Raw genomic sequence first — 17,712 nt, 5'->3', positions numbered from 1 at the left:
GGCACACGCGGTCAATACCCCGGGCATCCGGTTTTCTATCTCTAGGGTCATCGCTTCAACCAAGAGAGAGACCAAATGCAGACCAGACCCACCCTCGTTATCGGCGCGACCGGCAAGACCGGCTCGCGCGTCGCCAGCATCCTCGATCAGAAGGGCGTCCCCGTCCGGCGCGGTTCACGCGGTGCCGCCATTCCATTCGACTGGGACAGGCCGGAAACATGGAACGCGGCCCTCGACGGTGTCATCAGCGCCTATGTCACCTATTTTCCGGACATCGCCATTCCGGGCGCCGTGGAAAAAGTCGAGGCCCTTGCCGCAGCCGCAAAGGCAGCCGGTGTCGAACACCTGGTCATGCTGACCGGGCGCGGCGAACACCATGCACGGCTCGGCGAGGACGTGATCCGTGCCTCCGGTGTCGACTACACGATCGTCCGCGCCGCCTGGTTCGCGCAGAATTTTTCAGAAGGCTATCTTCGTGATCCCGTTCTGGATGGTGTCCTGCCGATGCCCGGCGGCGACATTCTCGAGCCGATCATCGATATCGACGACATCGCCGATGTTGCGGTGGCGGCGCTGACGGAGGACGGGCACCTGGGAGAGCTCTATGAAGTGACCGGCCCGAGGCTCATGTCCTTCGCGCAAATGGCTGCTGAACTCGGTGCGGCGACCGGGCATCCGGTCAGGCACATCCCAATCAGCTTCGAAGAATTCCGGGCAGGGGTCGCAGAGGCTGCCGGACCGTTCATTGCAGATATCTTTGAGGCAATAGCGCGCGAAACGCTCGACGGGCGCAACGCCCACGTGACAGACGGTGTCGAACGCGCCCTCGGCCGCAAGCCTCGCGATTTCGCAGAATTCGCCGCAAAGGCCGCTCGGGCCGGTGCCTGGTCCACTGCAGCCTGAGCCCGAAGCCGCAAAGGAGATCGACATGAACGCGCACGTCACGCGATTGACGCTTGCTGTTGCAGGCGTGCTCGCCCTCGGGATCGGCGCGGCCATCACGTTCGCACCCGACGCCTTTTATGTCTCCTACGGGATCGTGCTTCCGGCCGGCGCTGACTTCTACAGCGAAGTCAGGGCACCCGGTGCAAACCTCGCGCTCCTTGGAGCCCTGATTTTCCTCGGGGCTCTGAAGGCGGACTGGACACGATTTTCGGCAACGCTCGGAACCGCTGTTTTTCTTGCCTATGCGGCAGGCCGGATCGTGAGCATCGTGCTTGATGGCATACCTTCGGACGCCATCCTGCTTGCCCTCGTGATCGAGCTCGTGGTCGGCGTTCTGTGCGCTCTCTCGCTGAAACGCGCAAGGCGCCCTTCGATTTTGGAGGAAAATTCCCGGCCGGCGGTGTGACCCGCCCACCAAACATACACAGCCTCGAAGCGGATCGCGCGCCACGCGGGCCGCTTCGGCTCTTTTGGTTCGATTTGCCGTCGCGCCGCGTTGCTACCCGTCCGGCAGGGCATCCAGCCAATCCAGGCCATGGGCGACCCATTCAGCCGGAATGGAATGCCCGCCCTCGTGCAGGCAGAGTTCGAGAACACGCCGGCTCCGGCTCTTGTCCCAACGCTCGCAGTCAAGACGCCGGTCGCCGCTTTCGACCGGCCGGCTCTCGCCCGACACCCCATTCAGCCCGGCAAGAATGTCAATTCCGTCCGTGATCGCCATGGAATTGTAGATGCCGACCTCTTCAAACGCGACGACACCGTCGGCAAGACCGTGAATGTGCCGCAGATTGACCGGCCCGCTCGGGCAGGTCTCCGGGTTCGACCGCCAGAACCCGCCTGCAATGGGTGCATAGCCGCGGAACGCGCCGCCCATGTAGCAGGCGATGTTCCACACCGTGGAGGCCCCACGCGAGAAACCCGACGCCAGTGTCCTTTTCTCATCGACCGGCCAGCGGCTGTGCACGTCTTTCAAGACGGCGCGAATGAAGGCTGCCTCGTCGCGGCCGGGTTCCGCGCGGCCTTCCCCGATCTGACGCCAATAGCCCCGCTCGGCAAAGGGCGCAACGAAGAGGGCATTCCGGCTGGTCACGCCGTTGACCATCGCCCTGTTGCGGAAGGTTGCCTCCGGCGAGCTGTTCCAGCCATGGAAGTAGACGACAAGCGCCAGCGGCGTCTTGCCGTCCCAGTCATCGGGCGCGGCGGCAAGGTAATACCCGCCCGGAACTTCACCACGGCTGCCCGGATCGCTGGCAACAGCGGACAGCGGAAAAACAAGCAGGAAGACCGACACAAAAAACGCACGCATCCAGAATTGCCCTGATTGAAACCGGGACGATCCTTTGCCGGAGAGCGGACACCTTCAAGGCAAAACTCCGTGAGTGTTCCTTTGACTTCCCTGGAGCCGTTTCGTGCGGTGCGGAACGTCGACCCGTCAAAACCCCACTGCTGATACGCGAAACGTCACAATGTAATTTGGGTCACAGATCAAGACGGCACTCCAACATAACGTTACGTCATGAACACGCAAGGAGAACACCATGTCTGAAGTCACACTCAACTACGAAAAGATCGAATGGACCTATAAAGAACTGGATCGCAACCAAAGCAACGACACGTTCAACTTCAATTTCAAGAACGCGGACAACAGCGACACGGAAGAAGAGTTCGATCCGGAGTTTTCCGCCGGCGACACATCCAAGGAAACGGATATCGGGATCGAAGAAATGACCATTGCTCATGAGCACATCGAACGCCCGCATGATACGGACGTTCCGTTTTTCGATGACTTTTTTGCGTAAGCAGCGTTTTCCGGCCTCCGGGAGAGATTGATGCCTGGAGTTGAATTCGTTTCTTAAGACATTTGCCCGCAGTCCCTGAAGACTTCGCACCGATCAGTCGGAAAAAGCGCTAGGCAGCGTGCGGCCGGAGCCGGTCCACTTCGCTTCCATAAGGTGTCGCGCCTTCCGGCAGGTCCGGAATGATCACCGCGTCGGCGTATCGAAGCTGCTTGACAAGAACCGGCACCAGCCTTCGGAAAGCTGCATAAATCGAGGGGTCAGGCGCGGGAACGTCGTGCCTGATCAGCTCATGCAGTTTCGGCAGGTGATAGTAGGGCACCATCGTGAACATGTGGTGTTCCAGATGGTAGTTCATGTTGAGGTAGATGAACCGGCTGACCGGGTTCATGAGGACCGTGCGCGTGTTCAGGCGATGATCGGCAACATTTTCCGCCAGCCCCAGATGCTGCAGAATGCCGGTCATCACGTGATGCCAGGCGCCATAAAGTCTCGGCAAGCCGATCACCATCAGCGGCAGGATTGATCCGAGCCAGATGCTCAGGGCGATCGTTGCGACATAGATCGCAAGCCAGATCCGCGCGATCAGGAACACCTTGCCCCGGTCGCTTTCGCTCACGTAAGTGCTCTCTTCCGGATGAAGTCGCCCGCCGGCATGCAGGAACATGCGTCTTACCAGGTAAATGGTGTCGACGATCCCGAACAGATTGAGCAGCAGCCTGATGAGATCGGGCGGCCGCATTGCCACGATTTCGGGGTCTCTGCCGACGATGATCGTATCCGTGTGGTGCCGGACATGGCTTGCGCGCCAGACAACGGGGTTGCGGATGAGCATGAAGCTGGCGATCTGATAGACGACGGCATTCATCCAGGCCGTCTTGAAGGCCGTCCTGTGTCCGCATTCATGCCAGCGCGAATCCGACGCCGAACCATACAAGACGCCATAGACAAACCAGAAAGGAGCGGACCACCAGGACGGCCAGAGCCAGATCGCCACACCGCAGGACAGAACCATGAGGCCAAGCCAGAGCACCGTGTCCCGCAGCGCGATCGCATCCGACTTTTCGCGCAGGGCGCGGATGCTGTCCGGATCGATCCTGGGTCGGTACCAGGCCGGTCCGGCCCTGCCCTCACTGACGGCCAGGCGCGCCGCCTCTCCATCAAGTGCGTAGTCCCTGTTCATTCAGGAACGCTAGGTTCTGGTCAGGATTTAACGAATAGGGATTCCCTTTTGGCAGCAAATCAGATTCAAGACTGATTTTTGGAGATCAGTCATGTCTGAGACGCGTTACGAGGATGAACTGACGGACGCTCAATGGGCTCGTCTTGCACCGTTGATGCCTGGAGGGTGCCGAGGCAAACGCGGTCCACGAACGGATAACCGGCGTTTTCTGAACGCAGTCTTGTGGATCGCACGCTCGGGAGCCAAGTGGCGTTATCTGCCTGAGCGCTATGGCCGTTACGGCACGGTCAAGCAACGCTACTACGACTGGATTTCAAGAGGCGTTTTTCAAAACATCTTCAAAGCGTTGAATGAGGACGCGGACTTTGAATGGCTCAGTGTCGATGCCACCGTTGTCCGGGTTCATCAACACGCCAGCGGCGCAAGTCGCAAAAAAGGGGCTCTGAAGCCCAGGGTATCGGGCGCTCCAAGGGAGGGCTGACAACCAAGCTGCACGGCGTATGTGACAGTTTAGGGCTGCCCTTGCGCTTTGTCTCCAGTCCAGGACACCGGGGCGAGGTTCTGTTCGGGGCTGAGCTGATCAAGGGCTACAAACCCGGCTATGTTATCGCGGATCGGGCATACGATGCGGAGCATTTCCACGACGCTATTCTTGATTTGGGAGCAACACCCGTCATTCCGCCACGCCACAATCGCCTGCGGCCCCATGCTTGTGACTGGACAATCTATAAAGAACGGAACGCCATAGAGCGTTTGTTCAATAAGCTCAAACACTTCAGACGCGTCGCCACTCGCTACGACAAACTCTTAGCCAACTTCATGGGCTTCGTGACGATTGCCGCAATTCATATCCTGATCAGGTAATCCTTAATTCCTGACCAGAACCTAGAGCATTTTCCGACGGCCTTCGATGTTTGCGCGCACCGGTTGCTGTCCACACACCGGCAGAACGGACGAAAATCCATTGCAATTTCGACCGCTGAAATCGTTTCAATCCGGCTTCGATTGAGTGATAACCTTCGCCCATCGAACCGACCGTGAAACGGAGCGAGCATGCCGGCTCTCAGACTACCACCGCCACTCAGGTTCCTCGAACGCCTGCGCCGGATGCAGGAAGAAGAAAAGCAGCAGGCCCTTTCAAATCCATTCCTCGCGCAAGCGCTGGAAAAGGAAAAAATGGAGGGACACCGGCTGGCGATCATCGCCCGGACGGTCGCGCTTATCCTGATCGGAATTTTGCTGCCGTTTCTGAATTTCAGCCCGAGCGTACTCTTCTATGAAGCCACGTTGCTGATGTTCATTGCGCTCGGCTGGCTGCAGCTGCGCCTTGCAAGTGTGGGCTATTCAAAGTCCGAGCTTCTCCTGATCTTTGCCGATGTGAGCCTGCTGACGCTCCTGTTCGTGACGCCGAACCCGTTCCTGAGCGAGGATGTGCCGACCGCCTTCATGTACCGGTTCGACAATTTCATCTACTTCTTCATATTCCTCGCACTTGGCACCCTGGCTTATTCCTACCGGACGGTCTGGGCCATGGGCACCTGGATTGCCCTGTTATGGCTGATCGGTTCGCTCGGCGTGGCGTGGTTCGGACACATGGTGCCGGAGTTGACCGCCGCCGCCGCGAGTGCCTTTGCAGGGTATCCGCTGGTCGAAAGCGAACTGGATCCGAACAGCGTTCAACCCGGCGTGCGCGTGCAGGAACTGGTCGTCATGCTGATCGTCGCCGCGATCCTGGCGATCAAGGGATGGCGGTCCAACCAGCTTCTGATGCGCCAGGCGAACATCGCCGCCGAGCGCGCAAATCTGTCGCGATACTTCCCCTCCAGCCTCGTCGATGTCCTTGCGTCCACGGACCGGGACATCGGTGCGGTGCGCACGCAGGACGTTGCCGTTCTTTTCACCGATATCGTCGGCTTCACCAAATACGCGGAAGAACACTCGCCGGAGGACGTGATGGAGCTGCTCCGTCACTACCATGCGTTCGTCGAACGCTCGATTTTCCAGAACGGCGGCACCCTGGACAAGTATCTGGGTGACGGTGTCATGGCGACGTTCGGCACGCCGGAAACCGGCCCGGGCGATGCGGCCAACGCGTTGAAGGCGGCCCTGCAGCTGATCGAGGAAACCGAGAGCTTCAACACGGAACGGGAAGCACAGGGACAGATCCCGATCAACGTCTCGATCGGCGTTCATTTCGGACCGGTCATCCTGGGCGATATCGGCCCGTCGCGCAGGCTGGAATTTGCCGTTGTCGGCGACACGGTCAACGTCGCCAGCAGGCTGGAAGCCTCCACCCGCGAACTGGGATGCAAATGCGTTGTCAGCGAGGAGCTGATGCGCCGGGCGGGCTTGTCCGACGACGCGGACGAACCGGCGACAAGGTTCTCGCACCGCAAACCCATCAAGCTGCGCGGACGGCAGAACGAAATCGACGTCTGGACGGTTTGACGCAAACCATGTGGTTGCCCCTATTCCTCAACGCTCACCTGCGCTCTAGGTAAGGAGGCATGACTGAGCGTTGCTGTTCCTGCACCCGCTGGAACACGCTTCGGAACGGATGTGTGCGTTGAACATTTTCGATCAGACCGAGCCTTTGAAGCTGGGGCCGTATCTCCACGTCGCCGATACGGGTCTCAGGCTTCTGTCGGTTTTCGACGACCTGAAATACGATCGTTCGGACGCGGACATGCTGTCGCCGGCGATGCGCCGCCATGTGGTGCAACGGCTCGAAAAACTCGGCTACAGACAGACCTCGGGCACGGTTGTCAAACACGGGCAGTCAGGCATTTGCGGACTGATGCCCAAGTTTCATGCCCTCGGTGCATCGCCGTTCGACATAACGCGCTACGCGCCGAGGCAGGCGCAGGATTTCTATATCCTGACACCGACACAAACGGCCTGCCAGTTCATAGACAATTATCCGCTGGACGAGGCGGTCGAGCGCGTGAAGGCGCTCATCGAGAAACAGCCGATCAACCTGCTGCGGCTGCAGGACTTCCTGGAGCACAAGCCCGCGCACCAGGAATTCCTGCCTGCCGTCGGCCACCTGAAATACGTTCAGCGGGTGGCGGTGCAATCCGATCCGCTGCGCAGCATGCGCGCGCTCAAGTGATCCGCGTGCCGCTTTGCAGCGGCACGATCAGCCCGGGCTCGGCAGGGGCGGTATCTGGCGCAGATAAAGCAGGATCGCTGCCAAATCCTCCGGCGTCATCGTGTTGTAGTAGCCGTAGCCCATCGGCGGCAGCATCGGCTTGCCGTCGGGCCGCTGGCCTTGCGTGATCATCCGTGCGAGCTCTTCGTCCGAATAGCCGGGTATCCCGTCTTCATGCGGCGTTATGTTCGGAGCGACCGAAACACCCCAGGGTCCATGAAACTCAAAGCCGCCCGCGCCGAGATGGGTCTCGAACATCGGCCCCTTTTCGCCGAAGGTGGTGTGACATTCCATGCAGTGCGCGACCGGACCGGCCAGGTATTCTCCGTATTCGACCGTCACCCCCTGAGGGATCGACGCCACCGTGTCGATCGGAGGCCCGTAGGCCGGTGGAAGCGGGAAGTTGTAGGTCGACTGAGGCGTCTGGTTGTCGCTGGCCGGAACCGTCCTCAAGAACATCACGATCGACATGAGGTCGTCATCGCTGAGCCCCCGGTAGAGACCGATCGGCATCGGCGGGCCGATAACGCTGCCATCGGGCCGGATGCCCTCGCGGATTGCCCGGGCAAGCTCTTCATCGCTCCACCCGGCCACCCGGCTTCCCGGCGTGATGTTGACGGCCCAGGCCTCCATCGCGTCGTTCTTTTCGACCAGAAACCCGCCAAGCTCGTTGGCCATATCAGGCCCGTTCGGCCCCTGGGGCGTATGGCAATTGCCGCAGGCGGCAGGGCCCCGCACAAGATATTCACCGCGTTCCAGGCTCGGTTCGGCATAAGCCGTAGCCGGCAGCAGAATGGCCGCCATCACAAGTATTTGTTTAAACATATTCCCCCCTCAATGACTTTTTGCTTCTATCCGGCGATTTTCACAAATTCAGCCCTCGAAAAACGCTTTACTTTTTCATCATTTTATAAATTCTTTCCAAATTATCTATAGGTAAATTTGTCGATATATTTGCGTTTACAATTTTACATCAAATGAATTTGTGTATTACTTCATTCATATTCATTTTGATTTATAGTCTGCCGTAGCGGAATTTCCCTCGAGTCAGTCGGCGCGAAAGCCGCGCCGGTAATCCGTCGGGGAGACGTTGAGTGTGCGCATGAAGGCCCGGCGCATGCGCTCTTCGTCGTTGAAACCGCACTGCACGGCGATCTGCTTGACGGTCTTCTCACCTGTTTCCAGAAGGGTCTGGGCCACCTCTATTCGAATGGCCTCGACCGCTTTCGCCGGTGTCAAACCCATTTGCCCGGTGTACAGCCTGGCGAAATTCCGGGCGCTCATGTTCATCTTCGCGGCAAGTTCCTCGACCCTCAGATCACGACAGAGGTTTTCCGCGACCCAATGATGAAGGTCCTCGAAGCGGCCGGTCGAATCCAGCAGCTGCCGGCGCAACACGGGACTGAATTGCGACTGCCCCCCGGCGCGCGCCATGTGCGTGACCATGGACCTTGCGACGCGCAGCGCCGAGCGCCGGCCGAGATCTTCCGCGACCACGGCAAGCGCCATATCGATGCCGGCCGTTATGCCGGCAGAGGTCCAGACATTGCCGTCCTTGATGTAGATGGGGTCGATTTCGACTTTCACTTCGGGAAACCCGGCTTCCAACGTTGCACAGTCGTCCCAGTGCGTCACCGCTCTTCGCCCGTTCAAGAGACCTGCCGCCGCAAGAACCAGCGCGCCGGAACAGACCGAACAGACCCGCTGTGCCCGTTCCGCCAGGGCGTTGACCATGTCGAGCACGTGCGTGTCGTGCATGGCCGTGTTGGCGCCGTCCCCACCCACGACGACCAGCGTATGGATCTCGGCGTCCAGGTACTGCGAAACTGGTTCGCTCGGGATCGAGACCACCGTGTTCGTCGTCACCATGCCGCCATTCAGCGAGACAACGGCACACCCGTAGCCGTTGGTTTTCGTTTGCGGGTCCGGCGCGTGGCTGAAGACCTGCAACGGTCCGACAAGGTCGAGCAGGACGATGTCCGGGTAGACGACGAACACCACCGGTCTGGCCTTGGCGCGGGTTTCGGCGATTTTGGCAGAAAACGAGGTCATCTTGTCATTCATGCCACGGAACAATTCAGTAGTCTAGGGTACGGACTCATAAATGAAGTCAATTTGGTTTGGATCGTTTTGACCAACTGCGAGGAGCGAAAGCGCAGAAAATGTGGTTCATTTTCAAGCCTTTCGCGACGATGCAGATGGCCAAAACGGCCAAATCCGAAGGACGGCAAAATGGCTTTACGTCGCAGCGTCACCGCGCTTGACCGGGCATAAAGCCCGCTCTGCACACGCTTCCTCGCGAGATTTCGCCATTTCTGCCGCCAAATCGGCTTCATTTATGAGTCCGTACCCTAGGGCTGCACGAACCGGTCACTGGTCAACAAAACGGAGACGTCCCATGCTTTTGCTCAAACCGAATTGCGAGTGTTGCGACAAGGATCTTCCCCCTTCGGCAACCGACGCCCGCATATGCACTTTCGAATGCACCTTCTGCGCCGACTGCGCTGAAAACCGCTTCGGGGACACCTGCCCCAATTGCGGCGGCAACTTTGTCGAACGGCCGGTGCGGCCCGAGAAACACCTTGTCAAAAACCCGGCTTCCACAAAACGGTTCACCAAGGCGCATCCGCAATGCGCGGACCTTCAGGCCTGACGGGAGCCCGTGCCATGCGCGATCTCCCCCACATCCTGAACTGGCGGCGGATATCCGGCAGGATTACAACGTCCGGACAACCGAGCGAGGCGGAACTGGCCGAGATCAAATCTCTGGGCGTCACTCATGTCGTCAATCTCGGTCCTCATCACAACAAGGGCGCGCTGGAGGACGAGCCGGGAACCGTCTCCGGCCTCGGAATGACATATGTCTACATTCCGGTCGAATTCGACCATCCCACCGACGCCGACTTTGACGCGTTCCGGCACGCGCTCGAAAATCTGAAGGACACAACAATCCACGTGCATTGCATCTACAATGCACGGGTCAGCGCATTCTTCTACCGCTATGCCAGAACGGGTCATCTCCTTGCAGAGGCCACGGCTTTTGAAAACATGGACAGCATTTGGAAACCCGGTGCCGACTGGGCGGATTTCATAGGTGACCCGAAGGCATTGGATCAACCGAACCGATATGCAGGCGAAGACTACTGAGTTGAAGATTACGCTGCTGCAATTCAAGATTTATAATAAAACCATGAATTTTTCGCTGCAACCAGGCAATACATCTAGCTTAAATCGACAATATTGACAGAAATGACAATATATTGAATTTGAATTCCCTTTAAGCACCTGCCACATCACAAATTTATGTTTATCTAACTTCGTTCCTTTACACTCAAATACTGAGTTGTGAGGCGGAATGGAATTTGCGGCGTTAAAGACCAATTTTATGGATTTGATGAGTGACGCGGTCGCCGTCGGGCATCTTCTGCCCGGCGCGCCGTCGGCACCCCTGATTCATGTCAACACTGCCTTTTCGGACCTCTTCGGGTACCGGCCGGAGGAGATTGTCGGCCGCGACATGGCCTGTCTTTTCAGCCCGTCCGGCCCGCGCGGTTTCAGCGCCGCCTTTCTGGAAGACCTCACCAGGCGCGGCAAGGCGCAGACCACGAAAGACACCTGCCATCGGTCCGACGGTTCGGACTTGCAGGTGAGTGTGTCTTTCGTTGCCGTCGAGAACACGGAAGACGGCGGCCATTTCATTTGCGCAACATTCCGCGCCGCCAACGAACGCCCTGCGCATGACGAGCCTGAGCAAACCGGAGAGATGCACCTTGAAGACGACCGTCTCAAGGCGGCGCTGCAGGACTTTCCCGATCCGGTGGCCTTGTACGACAAGGACAAGAGGCTTCGTTTCTGGAACAGGGCCTTCAGCGCATCCCTGACGGAGACCACCAGTGACATCAAGGCAGGCCTGAGCCTTGAGGCGCTGTTGCGGATCGGGCTTGAAAACGGCCGATTTGCGGAGGCGCGCGGTCAGGAGGACGCCTGGCTGGAAAAGCAGATCCAACTGGCCGAAACGTCCGAACCAACATCCGACCTGGAGCTTGCAGGCGATGTCTACCAGCGTGTCCTGCGCAGCCGGGCCGCGAATGGCGACCTCCTTGCCATCCGGTTCGACACGACCGAGATCACGCGCGAGCGCCAGGCATCGGACCGCACCCACGCGCGGCTCGTCGCGGCCCTGAATGCCTATCCGGACCCGATCGTCATATATGACAAGGATCTCAAACTCGTCTGCTGGAACGACGGCTACGCCGCTTCCGTAACCGACAACCCGGAAGATCTGGCCGAAGGCATGCATCTGCGCGACGTCCTGGGCCTTGCGATTGAACACGGGCGGTATCCCGATGCCGTCGGGCAGGAGGAAGCCTGGGTGGAGAGCGTCATGACGCCCGAGAACCTGGGCAGCGGCTGGGAAGACGTCGAACTGGACGGCGACATTCATCACCGGCTGTTGCGCTCCAGATCCTCGAATGGCGACTTCGTGGTCATCCGGCTGAATTCCACCGAACTCGTCAGGCAGAAGCGTACCGCAGAAGCGGCACAGGCCCGGCTGCTGGCGGCACTGAACGCCTATCCGGCCCCCTTCGTCATCTATGATTCCGACGATTGTCTCGTCGTGTGCAACGACGCCTATCGGGCTTCGATGACAAACGACCCGGACGAGCTGGAGGCCGGCATGCACCGGACACTGGTCGCACGCATTGCGATCAAGGCCGGCAAGATCGCCAACGCGATCGGCCGGGAAGAAGAGTGGATGTCCGATGACCACCAGGAGGTCGATGTCGCCAAGCCCGTTCAGGACCTGGAACTTCCCGGGGATGTACATCACCGGCTGCTTCGGACACGCGTCGAAAACGGCGACCTTGTCATGCTCCGCATCGACACGACTGAACTGGTGCGCCAGCGCCGGGCCCTGGAGGCCACGCAGGACCGCCTGTTCTCGGCAATCAATGCCTATCCCGATCCGTTCGCGATCTACGATGAAAACCACAACCTGGTGATCTGGAACCCGGCCTACGCGATATCCATGACGGACGATCCGGACGAGATCAAAGCAGGCGCCAGTTTGAAAGACCTTCTCGGCACGGCGGCGAAATGCGGACGTATCCCGGCGGCCATCGGGCGCGAAGAGGAATGGGTCGAGGCGTATTGCACACCGGATGTCCTGGAGCCGGGTGTCGAGGATTTCGAGTTTTCAAACGACCAGCATCACCGCATGGTTCGCTCTCGTACCGAAAAGGGCGAATATGTCGTCCTGCGCCTGAACATCACGGAGGTCGTTCGCCAGCAACGTGCGTTGGAGCAGTATTCCGCACGGCTGGAAAAGGCGAACCAGGAAATCACCTACAAGGCGCTTCACGACGACCTGACAGGTCTCGGCAACCGGCGCTATCTCACCCAGAAATTCGAGGACTTTGTCCGGCGGCGCTCCAGCCACGGCGGCGAGATCGCGGCCCTGCATATCGACCTGGACCGTTTCAAACAGATCAATGACACGATGGGTCATGCCGCCGGCGACGAGGTGCTGCTGGACATCTCCAGGCGCATTCTGGCCAGAGTGAACGCGGAAGACGTCGTCGCCCGCATCGGCGGGGATGAATTCGTTGTGCTGCTCTATGTGTGCGACGACGACGTCAACCGGCCCGAAAACCTTGCCAACGTGCTGCTTGAGGACCTGTCGCGCCCGATGCGCTACGAGGGAAAGATCTGCCGCTTCGGTGCCTCGATCGGCCTGGCACGTACGCCGCTTGCCGATGTCGACCAGCTCCTGACGAATTCCGACGTCGCGCTCTACAAGGCCAAGCGGCACGGACGCGGGCAACTCGGCATCTTCGACCGGTCCGACCTTGAAGAAGTGCAGCGCACGAAGGATGTCGCCGACGACCTGCTGCGTGCGATCGAGACCGATGAATTCGTGCCTTTCTACCAGCCGCAGGTGGATGCCGAGACCCGGCAGGTTGTCGGGATCGAGGCGCTGGCGCGCTGGCATCACCCTGAAAAAGGGATCCTCACACCGGCTGCCTTTCTGTCGGTTGCAACGGATCTGCATGTGGCGGCAGACATTGACCGCATGATCTTCGAACGGGCGGTCCGGGAATGCCAGCAGGCCTTCGGCGCATACCGCGAACCGTTGTCGCTGTCGTTCAATGTCAGTGAAAACCGGATCAACGACAGCGAAATCAAGACAATCCGCGACTGCGTGGACACCTATGCCGGCCAGATTAGTTTCGAGCTTCTGGAAACCATCTTTCTGGAGGAGCAGGACGATGATTTCCTGGCCCGTCTTCGCCAACTGCGCGAGCTGGGGATCGGCATCGAAGTCGATGATTTCGGCAGCGGGCGCGCGTCGGTCGTTGCGCTGCAGCGGATCAACCCGGACCGTCTGAAAATCGACCGGCGGCTTGTTTCGCTGGTTGCCGAAGGCAGCGGCGGGCTGCGCCTGCTGCGTTCGATCATCGAAATCGGCCAGGCCCTTGAGCTGGGCGTCACGGCGGAAGGTGTGGAAACGCGCGAGCAGGCCGAGATCCTGACCCGGCTCGGCTGCGACCGGCTGCAAGGGTTCTACTTTGCCAGACCCATGGCGTTTTCAGATCTGCTGGCTTACCTGGAGACGCCCGACAGCCTGGTTCGCGGCGCTTAGGGCCGGGACCGTATGCCCGGTGCGGCTTTCCGGTTTCAGCGTTTTCTGCGCAGCGCGAGGCGCTCCCGGTTGAGCGTATAGATGCCGGTGGCAACGATGATGAGGGCACCGAGCCAGGTCCAGCCGTCGGGAAACTGCCCGAAGACGACGAAGCCGTAGAACGTGCCCCAGATCAACAGCGTATACTGCAGCGGTGCAACCACCACAGCCTGTGCGGCATCCAGCGCCAGGATCACGAGCGTTTCCCCGGCTGCCGCAAGAACGGCCATGGTGACAAGCAGCAGGATTTCGGTTGCCGATCCCGGCGTCTCCCAGACAAAGAGCATCGGTCCGGTCAACAGGATGCAGGAGACGATCGCGGTATAGGCCACTGTCGTTCCGGCGCTGTCACCGCCGGCGAGAATACGCGACAGGATCTGGCGGAGCGCGAAGGCCCCGGCGGCAATCACCAGCAAGCCCGCCGCCGGGTGCAGGGCACCCAGCCCCGGACGGATCACGATCAGCGTGCCGATGAACCCGATGATGACGGCGGTCCACCGGCGGATGCCAACCGGCTCGCGCAGGATGAGCGCGCCCATCACGGTGACCATGAAGGGCGCAACAAAGGTGATCGCGACCGCGTCCGCCAGCGGAACGAACTTGACACCGATTATGAAAAGCGTTGCGGAGACCGCGGCGAGCGCACCCCGCCCGATCTGCAAAACGGGATTGGCCGAGACGAGCACGGAGCGGCCCTTGAGGCCGATGAGAACAAAGACACCGAGCAGCAGGCCCAGCTGGCGGCACCAGACGATCTGGAACGGATGGATCGTGTCGGTCAGGAATTTCGCCATGGTGTCGACGGCGGAAAACATGAACATGCCGAGCGCCATGAGCGCGATCCCGCGCATGGTGTTGAAGTGCCCGGAGCTGGACGGAACTGTGTTGGGTGGGCGGGCGATCTTGCATCTCCATTGACCGGTCCGATCAATGGGGCCGTGCAGAAGTGTTATCCGGCGACGCGTCCCGCGTCCACGACAACTTCACAAATTCGCCGCATATCCATCGACGTCAGGTTTCCGGATGCCCCGGAAATTGCCGTGCGCCGTCGCAGATTTCATACCAGGCCGGCTTTTCGGCAACGAATTCATGAAACGTGTTGCGAACACCCGGATCATCGTCGAAACAATGCGCGTTGACGGGAAAGGAGGTTTCCTCCGAGAGCGGTTCCCCGAGCGCTGTCCCGCAGCGCCGGCAGAAGGAGCGCATATAGGTATAGGGCGCTTCGGGCTGGTAGCAGGCAATCTCCGCTTCCCCGCTCACGAGTTCAAACTGCTCCCGCTTGACGAATATGAACGGCGTTGCGCCCAATTTCCGGCAGCGCGAGCAGTGACAGGTTCCCATCATGCCCGGCGCACCCTTGACGGTGAACCGCACGGCGCCGCAACAGCAGCTTCCCGAAATTTTCTTATCCGAATTCTGCACGCGTATCTCCTCTCCAGTTCCGCTGACCTTGATTTAGCAGCGCCATGCTGACAGCGTATTGTCAGCATGGTGTCAGCATTCGAAAAAAGGAGGTGACATGAGGCGCGGCGACCGGCTGTTTGAACTGATTGAGATCCTGAGACGCGCACGCGGTCCCGTCCCCGCCACTGCGATCGCTGCGGAACTGGAAGTGTGCAAACGAACAGTCTACCGGGACGTGGCCGCACTGATGGCTCAACGGGTTCCGATCCGCGGCGAGGCCGGGGTCGGGTATGTGCTGGAGGCGGGTTTTCACATGCCGCCGTTGATGCTCACGCCGGATGAAATCGAAGCGGCGGTTCTCGGGGCACAGTGGGTGCAGACACGCGGCGAACCGGACATGCGGCGTGCTGCGGCAAGCCTTGTTGCGAAGATCGAAGCCATCGCCCCGGACGATCTGCATAGTTTCTTCGCCCAGCCGGTGACCGGCGTCGCACCGGTGGAGACGCCGCCCGAGGTTCTTGCCTCGTCCGATATCCGGGCCGCGATCCGGCGGCAGAAAAAAATCAGGCTGGAATACCGGGACGACAGGGGGACGCTGACGGACAGGATCGTCTGGCCCGTTCTGCTCGGATACAGGGACGAGGGCCGGATCCTGGCTGCGTGGTGCGAGTTGCGGAGCGGCTTCCGGTACTTCCGGACCGAGCGGATCACACAGGCAGAGATACTGGAAGATCGCGTTCCCAAACGCCTGGCTCAGCTCCGTGCCGACTGGGAGCGTGCGATGGCGGTGGAGCGTGAGCGATATTACGGACCCGGCGCGGTTAACGCGGGCGAACCGGCTTCAGACAGGAGCTGATGGAAAAAGGACGCTGTGCCGCACACGGTTTCCTTCGTGTGCGGCCAGGTTTGTGTCAGCCGGTCATCCGCGCAAGCGGTGATGCAGGATGATCGGAACGGCAAGTTCCTCCTCGTCGGCAAGGTGCCGGTCGAGAAAGGCTTCGATCGTTCCGGCCAGACCGTGCAGCCGGCCTGCTTCCTCGCGCACCTGGGGCTCGTCGAGATGGATCAGCTTGATCGACCGGTTCGCGGTTTCCGTGAACTGGTCCAGAACGCGGTCCAGTTCCTGGTGATCCTTTTCGAGGATCTCCAGACCTCTATCAAATCGCGGGTCGGCTGCCGACAGTTCCGGGAAGTAACTCTTGTCTTCCCAGTTGTGATGTCCGTGGAGATTTGCCACCAGCGCATTGCCGTAATAGGACAGACGCCCGGCGAAATCGTCCGGCTCCCTGGACCTGTCTAGGTAGAGTTCGGTTTCGGACCGCACGAGTTCACCGAGCTTTCGGAACATCTGATGTGCACCGAGCCAGTGTTTCGTCTTCTCCTTGAAGCCCGGATGTGCGTCCCAGCTGTCGCGGGGGTATTCGTCCAGCAGGACGCGCATGGTTGCGGGCATGTCTTCGGTGCGGATGTCGAATGCATGTGTCATCGCCATCTCCTTTCGTGCCCTATATCGGAACGACGCAAGGGGAGTTCCATGTCTGCAACTGCATTGCCGTTATGCATCAACCGGTTAGCGATAGGCGGCCTGCAGACAAGCGATTCCTGTTCGGCTGCACCCGGCTTGATCGATACAGTGTCCCGGCCTTTCGGGCGGCGCTTTTTCGTCACGAGGAAAATCGCAACCATGATGACCCCGAGCGCCGCGACCTGGTGAAGCGCGAGGGATTCAGAGAGCACGGTCGCGCCAATGAGCGCGCCTCCGACCGGCACGGCGAAATTGACCTGCGACATCCTCGTGGCGCCAAGCCTCGGCACGAGCTGGAAATAGATCAGCGTGGCCAGAGCCGTCGAAAACAGACCCAGATAAACAACAATTCCGAGCGATGCGGCGCTCGTGTCAACGGCAGCTGTCGAGCCCGAAAGAACCGCCATCACAGTCATGGCAACGGCGGCAAAGATCGTCGATCCGGCTGCCATTTCAAGTGGTGGCCGCTTGACGAAACGCCTGACGTAGATCGTCGTGACGCCGTAACACAGGGCGGCAGCAAGGATCGACAATTGCGCCGTCAGATCACCGCCAAGATCCTTCAGCGCCTCCGGACCGACAAGTAGCGTCACCCCGGCGATGCCAAAGACGAGACCGAGCACGATCCGGGGCGTCAGATACTCGTCGGAAAAGACAAAGGACGCCATGAAGACCGTCGTCACGGGCGCTATGCCCATGAGGATGGATGCCAGGGCGCTGTCGACCGTCTGCTCTCCGTAGGAGATCAGCAGAAACGGGATCGCGCTGCCGAGCAAACCGCTGACCGCATAGTGTTTCCAGTCTTCCAGACGGCCGGACAGTGCCATCCGGCGCAGCTTCAGGACAGCGAACAGCGCCAGGGCGCCGATCACGAGCCTTCCGGCAACAAGAACGACCGGATCGAGCGTCTGAACGCCGACCTTGATGGCCGTGTAGGAGGTGCTCCACAGCAATGCGAGGACCAGCCACAGGGCGATATCGGCAGGGCTTGCAGCGTCTTTCATGTTGATCATTCCTTTGCTA

18 protein-coding genes are annotated in these 17,712 nt (G+C 59.9%); 10 read left to right on the top strand and 8 right to left on the bottom strand.

Features of this window, described 5'->3' with window-relative positions; translation table 11 throughout:
- The first annotated feature begins 75 nt into the window (after window positions 1-75).
- Both ACO07N_RS11455 and ACO07N_RS11450 read left to right on the top strand, forming a co-directional pair.
- Window positions 76-903, top strand: coding sequence for an NmrA family NAD(P)-binding protein (locus ACO07N_RS11455; RefSeq protein ID WP_421981139.1), 828 nt, complete (start codon window positions 76-78; stop codon window positions 901-903).
- 25 nt (window positions 904-928) lie between these two features.
- Entirely contained in the window at window positions 929-1,351 is a 423-nt protein-coding gene (locus ACO07N_RS11450) for a DUF4345 domain-containing protein (protein WP_421981138.1), read from the top strand.
- Between the two features lie 93 nt (window positions 1,352-1,444).
- On the opposite strand, the gene ACO07N_RS11445 is transcribed toward ACO07N_RS11450, so the two are convergent.
- Window positions 1,445-2,251, bottom strand: a complete 807-nt coding sequence (locus tag ACO07N_RS11445) for an alpha/beta hydrolase family esterase (RefSeq protein ID WP_421981137.1) — start codon at window positions 2,249-2,251, stop codon at window positions 1,445-1,447.
- 232 nt (window positions 2,252-2,483) lie between these two features.
- Here ACO07N_RS11445 and ACO07N_RS11440 point away from each other — a divergent pair, with 232 nt between their 5' ends.
- Window positions 2,484-2,744: a hypothetical protein gene (locus tag ACO07N_RS11440; RefSeq protein WP_421981136.1), complete on the top strand. Its 261-nt coding sequence runs from the start codon at window positions 2,484-2,486 to the stop codon at window positions 2,742-2,744.
- 109 nt (window positions 2,745-2,853) lie between these two features.
- Here ACO07N_RS11440 and ACO07N_RS11435 read toward each other — a convergent pair whose 3' ends face one another.
- The gene (locus tag ACO07N_RS11435) at window positions 2,854-3,924 is read right to left on the bottom strand and encodes a fatty acid desaturase family protein (RefSeq protein ID WP_421981135.1); all 1,071 of its coding nucleotides are present in this window, start codon (window positions 3,922-3,924) and stop codon (window positions 2,854-2,856) included.
- Between the two features lie 91 nt (window positions 3,925-4,015).
- Between ACO07N_RS11435 and ACO07N_RS11430 the strand changes: the two genes are divergently transcribed.
- From ACO07N_RS11430 to ACO07N_RS11420, 3 genes are all read left to right on the top strand, one after another.
- Window positions 4,016-4,788 (top strand): IS5 family transposase gene (locus ACO07N_RS11430; protein ID WP_421980360.1). Its coding sequence is split into 2 segments (ribosomal slippage): window positions 4,016-4,352 and window positions 4,352-4,788, totalling 774 coding nucleotides; the frame shifts between segments, so codons are not numbered across the junction.
- A 189-nt stretch (window positions 4,789-4,977) separates the two neighbouring features.
- Window positions 4,978-6,372: an adenylate/guanylate cyclase domain-containing protein gene (locus tag ACO07N_RS11425; protein ID WP_421981134.1), complete on the top strand. Its 1,395-nt coding sequence runs from the start codon at window positions 4,978-4,980 to the stop codon at window positions 6,370-6,372.
- A 118-nt stretch (window positions 6,373-6,490) separates the two neighbouring features.
- Window positions 6,491-7,036: a hypothetical protein gene (locus ACO07N_RS11420; RefSeq protein WP_421981133.1), complete on the top strand. Its 546-nt coding sequence runs from the start codon at window positions 6,491-6,493 to the stop codon at window positions 7,034-7,036.
- Window positions 7,037-7,063: 27 nt separating this feature from the next.
- Here the strand turns inward: ACO07N_RS11420 and ACO07N_RS11415 are convergent, their stop codons facing one another.
- Together ACO07N_RS11415 and ACO07N_RS11410 are read right to left on the bottom strand one after the other, a co-directional pair.
- Entirely contained in the window at window positions 7,064-7,900 is an 837-nt protein-coding gene (locus ACO07N_RS11415; RefSeq protein ID WP_421981132.1) for a c-type cytochrome, read from the bottom strand.
- A gap of 222 nt (window positions 7,901-8,122) precedes the next feature.
- On the bottom strand, window positions 8,123-9,127 hold the full coding sequence (locus ACO07N_RS11410) for a GlxA family transcriptional regulator (protein WP_421981131.1): 1,005 nt from the start codon (window positions 9,125-9,127) through the stop codon (window positions 8,123-8,125).
- Window positions 9,128-9,473: 346 nt separating this feature from the next.
- Between ACO07N_RS11410 and ACO07N_RS11405 the strand changes: the two genes are divergently transcribed.
- The 3 genes from ACO07N_RS11405 (at window position 9,474) to ACO07N_RS11395 (ending at window position 13,718) form a co-directional block, all read left to right on the top strand.
- On the top strand, window positions 9,474-9,728 hold the full coding sequence (locus ACO07N_RS11405; protein ID WP_421981130.1) for a DUF1272 domain-containing protein: 255 nt from the start codon (window positions 9,474-9,476) through the stop codon (window positions 9,726-9,728).
- A gap of 14 nt (window positions 9,729-9,742) precedes the next feature.
- Complete coding sequence (locus ACO07N_RS11400) at window positions 9,743-10,222, top strand: protein tyrosine phosphatase family protein (protein WP_421981129.1); 480 nt, start codon at window positions 9,743-9,745, stop codon at window positions 10,220-10,222.
- Window positions 10,223-10,460: 238 nt separating this feature from the next.
- Complete coding sequence (locus ACO07N_RS11395; protein WP_421981128.1) at window positions 10,461-13,718, top strand: EAL domain-containing protein; 3,258 nt, start codon at window positions 10,461-10,463, stop codon at window positions 13,716-13,718.
- A 35-nt stretch (window positions 13,719-13,753) separates the two neighbouring features.
- On the opposite strand, the gene ACO07N_RS11390 is transcribed toward ACO07N_RS11395, so the two are convergent.
- Together ACO07N_RS11390 and ACO07N_RS11385 are read right to left on the bottom strand one after the other, a co-directional pair.
- Window positions 13,754-14,608, bottom strand: a complete 855-nt coding sequence (locus tag ACO07N_RS11390) for a DMT family transporter (RefSeq protein ID WP_421981127.1) — start codon at window positions 14,606-14,608, stop codon at window positions 13,754-13,756.
- 160 nt (window positions 14,609-14,768) lie between these two features.
- Window positions 14,769-15,182: a GFA family protein gene (locus ACO07N_RS11385; RefSeq protein ID WP_421981126.1), complete on the bottom strand. Its 414-nt coding sequence runs from the start codon at window positions 15,180-15,182 to the stop codon at window positions 14,769-14,771.
- 97 nt (window positions 15,183-15,279) lie between these two features.
- Between ACO07N_RS11385 and ACO07N_RS11380 the strand changes: the two genes are divergently transcribed.
- Window positions 15,280-16,020 carry a helix-turn-helix transcriptional regulator gene (locus ACO07N_RS11380; RefSeq protein WP_421981125.1) on the top strand — a complete coding sequence of 247 codons (741 nt, stop codon included), beginning with the start codon at window positions 15,280-15,282 and terminating at the stop codon, window positions 16,018-16,020.
- 63 nt (window positions 16,021-16,083) lie between these two features.
- On the opposite strand, the gene ACO07N_RS11375 is transcribed toward ACO07N_RS11380, so the two are convergent.
- Window positions 16,084-16,650: a hemerythrin domain-containing protein gene (locus ACO07N_RS11375; protein ID WP_421981124.1), complete on the bottom strand. Its 567-nt coding sequence runs from the start codon at window positions 16,648-16,650 to the stop codon at window positions 16,084-16,086.
- Window positions 16,647-17,693 carry a DMT family transporter gene (locus tag ACO07N_RS11370; protein WP_421981123.1) on the bottom strand — a complete coding sequence of 349 codons (1,047 nt, stop codon included), beginning with the start codon at window positions 17,691-17,693 and terminating at the stop codon, window positions 16,647-16,649. Before ACO07N_RS11370 ends, ACO07N_RS11375 begins: the two co-directional genes overlap by 4 nt.
- Window positions 17,694-17,712: the final 19 nt, after the last annotated feature.

The sequence above is a fragment of the Roseibium sp. genome (genome assembly GCF_965229775.1).
In the GTDB taxonomy this organism is placed as follows: Bacteria; Pseudomonadota; Alphaproteobacteria; order Rhizobiales; family Stappiaceae; genus Roseibium.
This window is presented reverse-complemented; position numbering and strand designations above follow the sequence as displayed.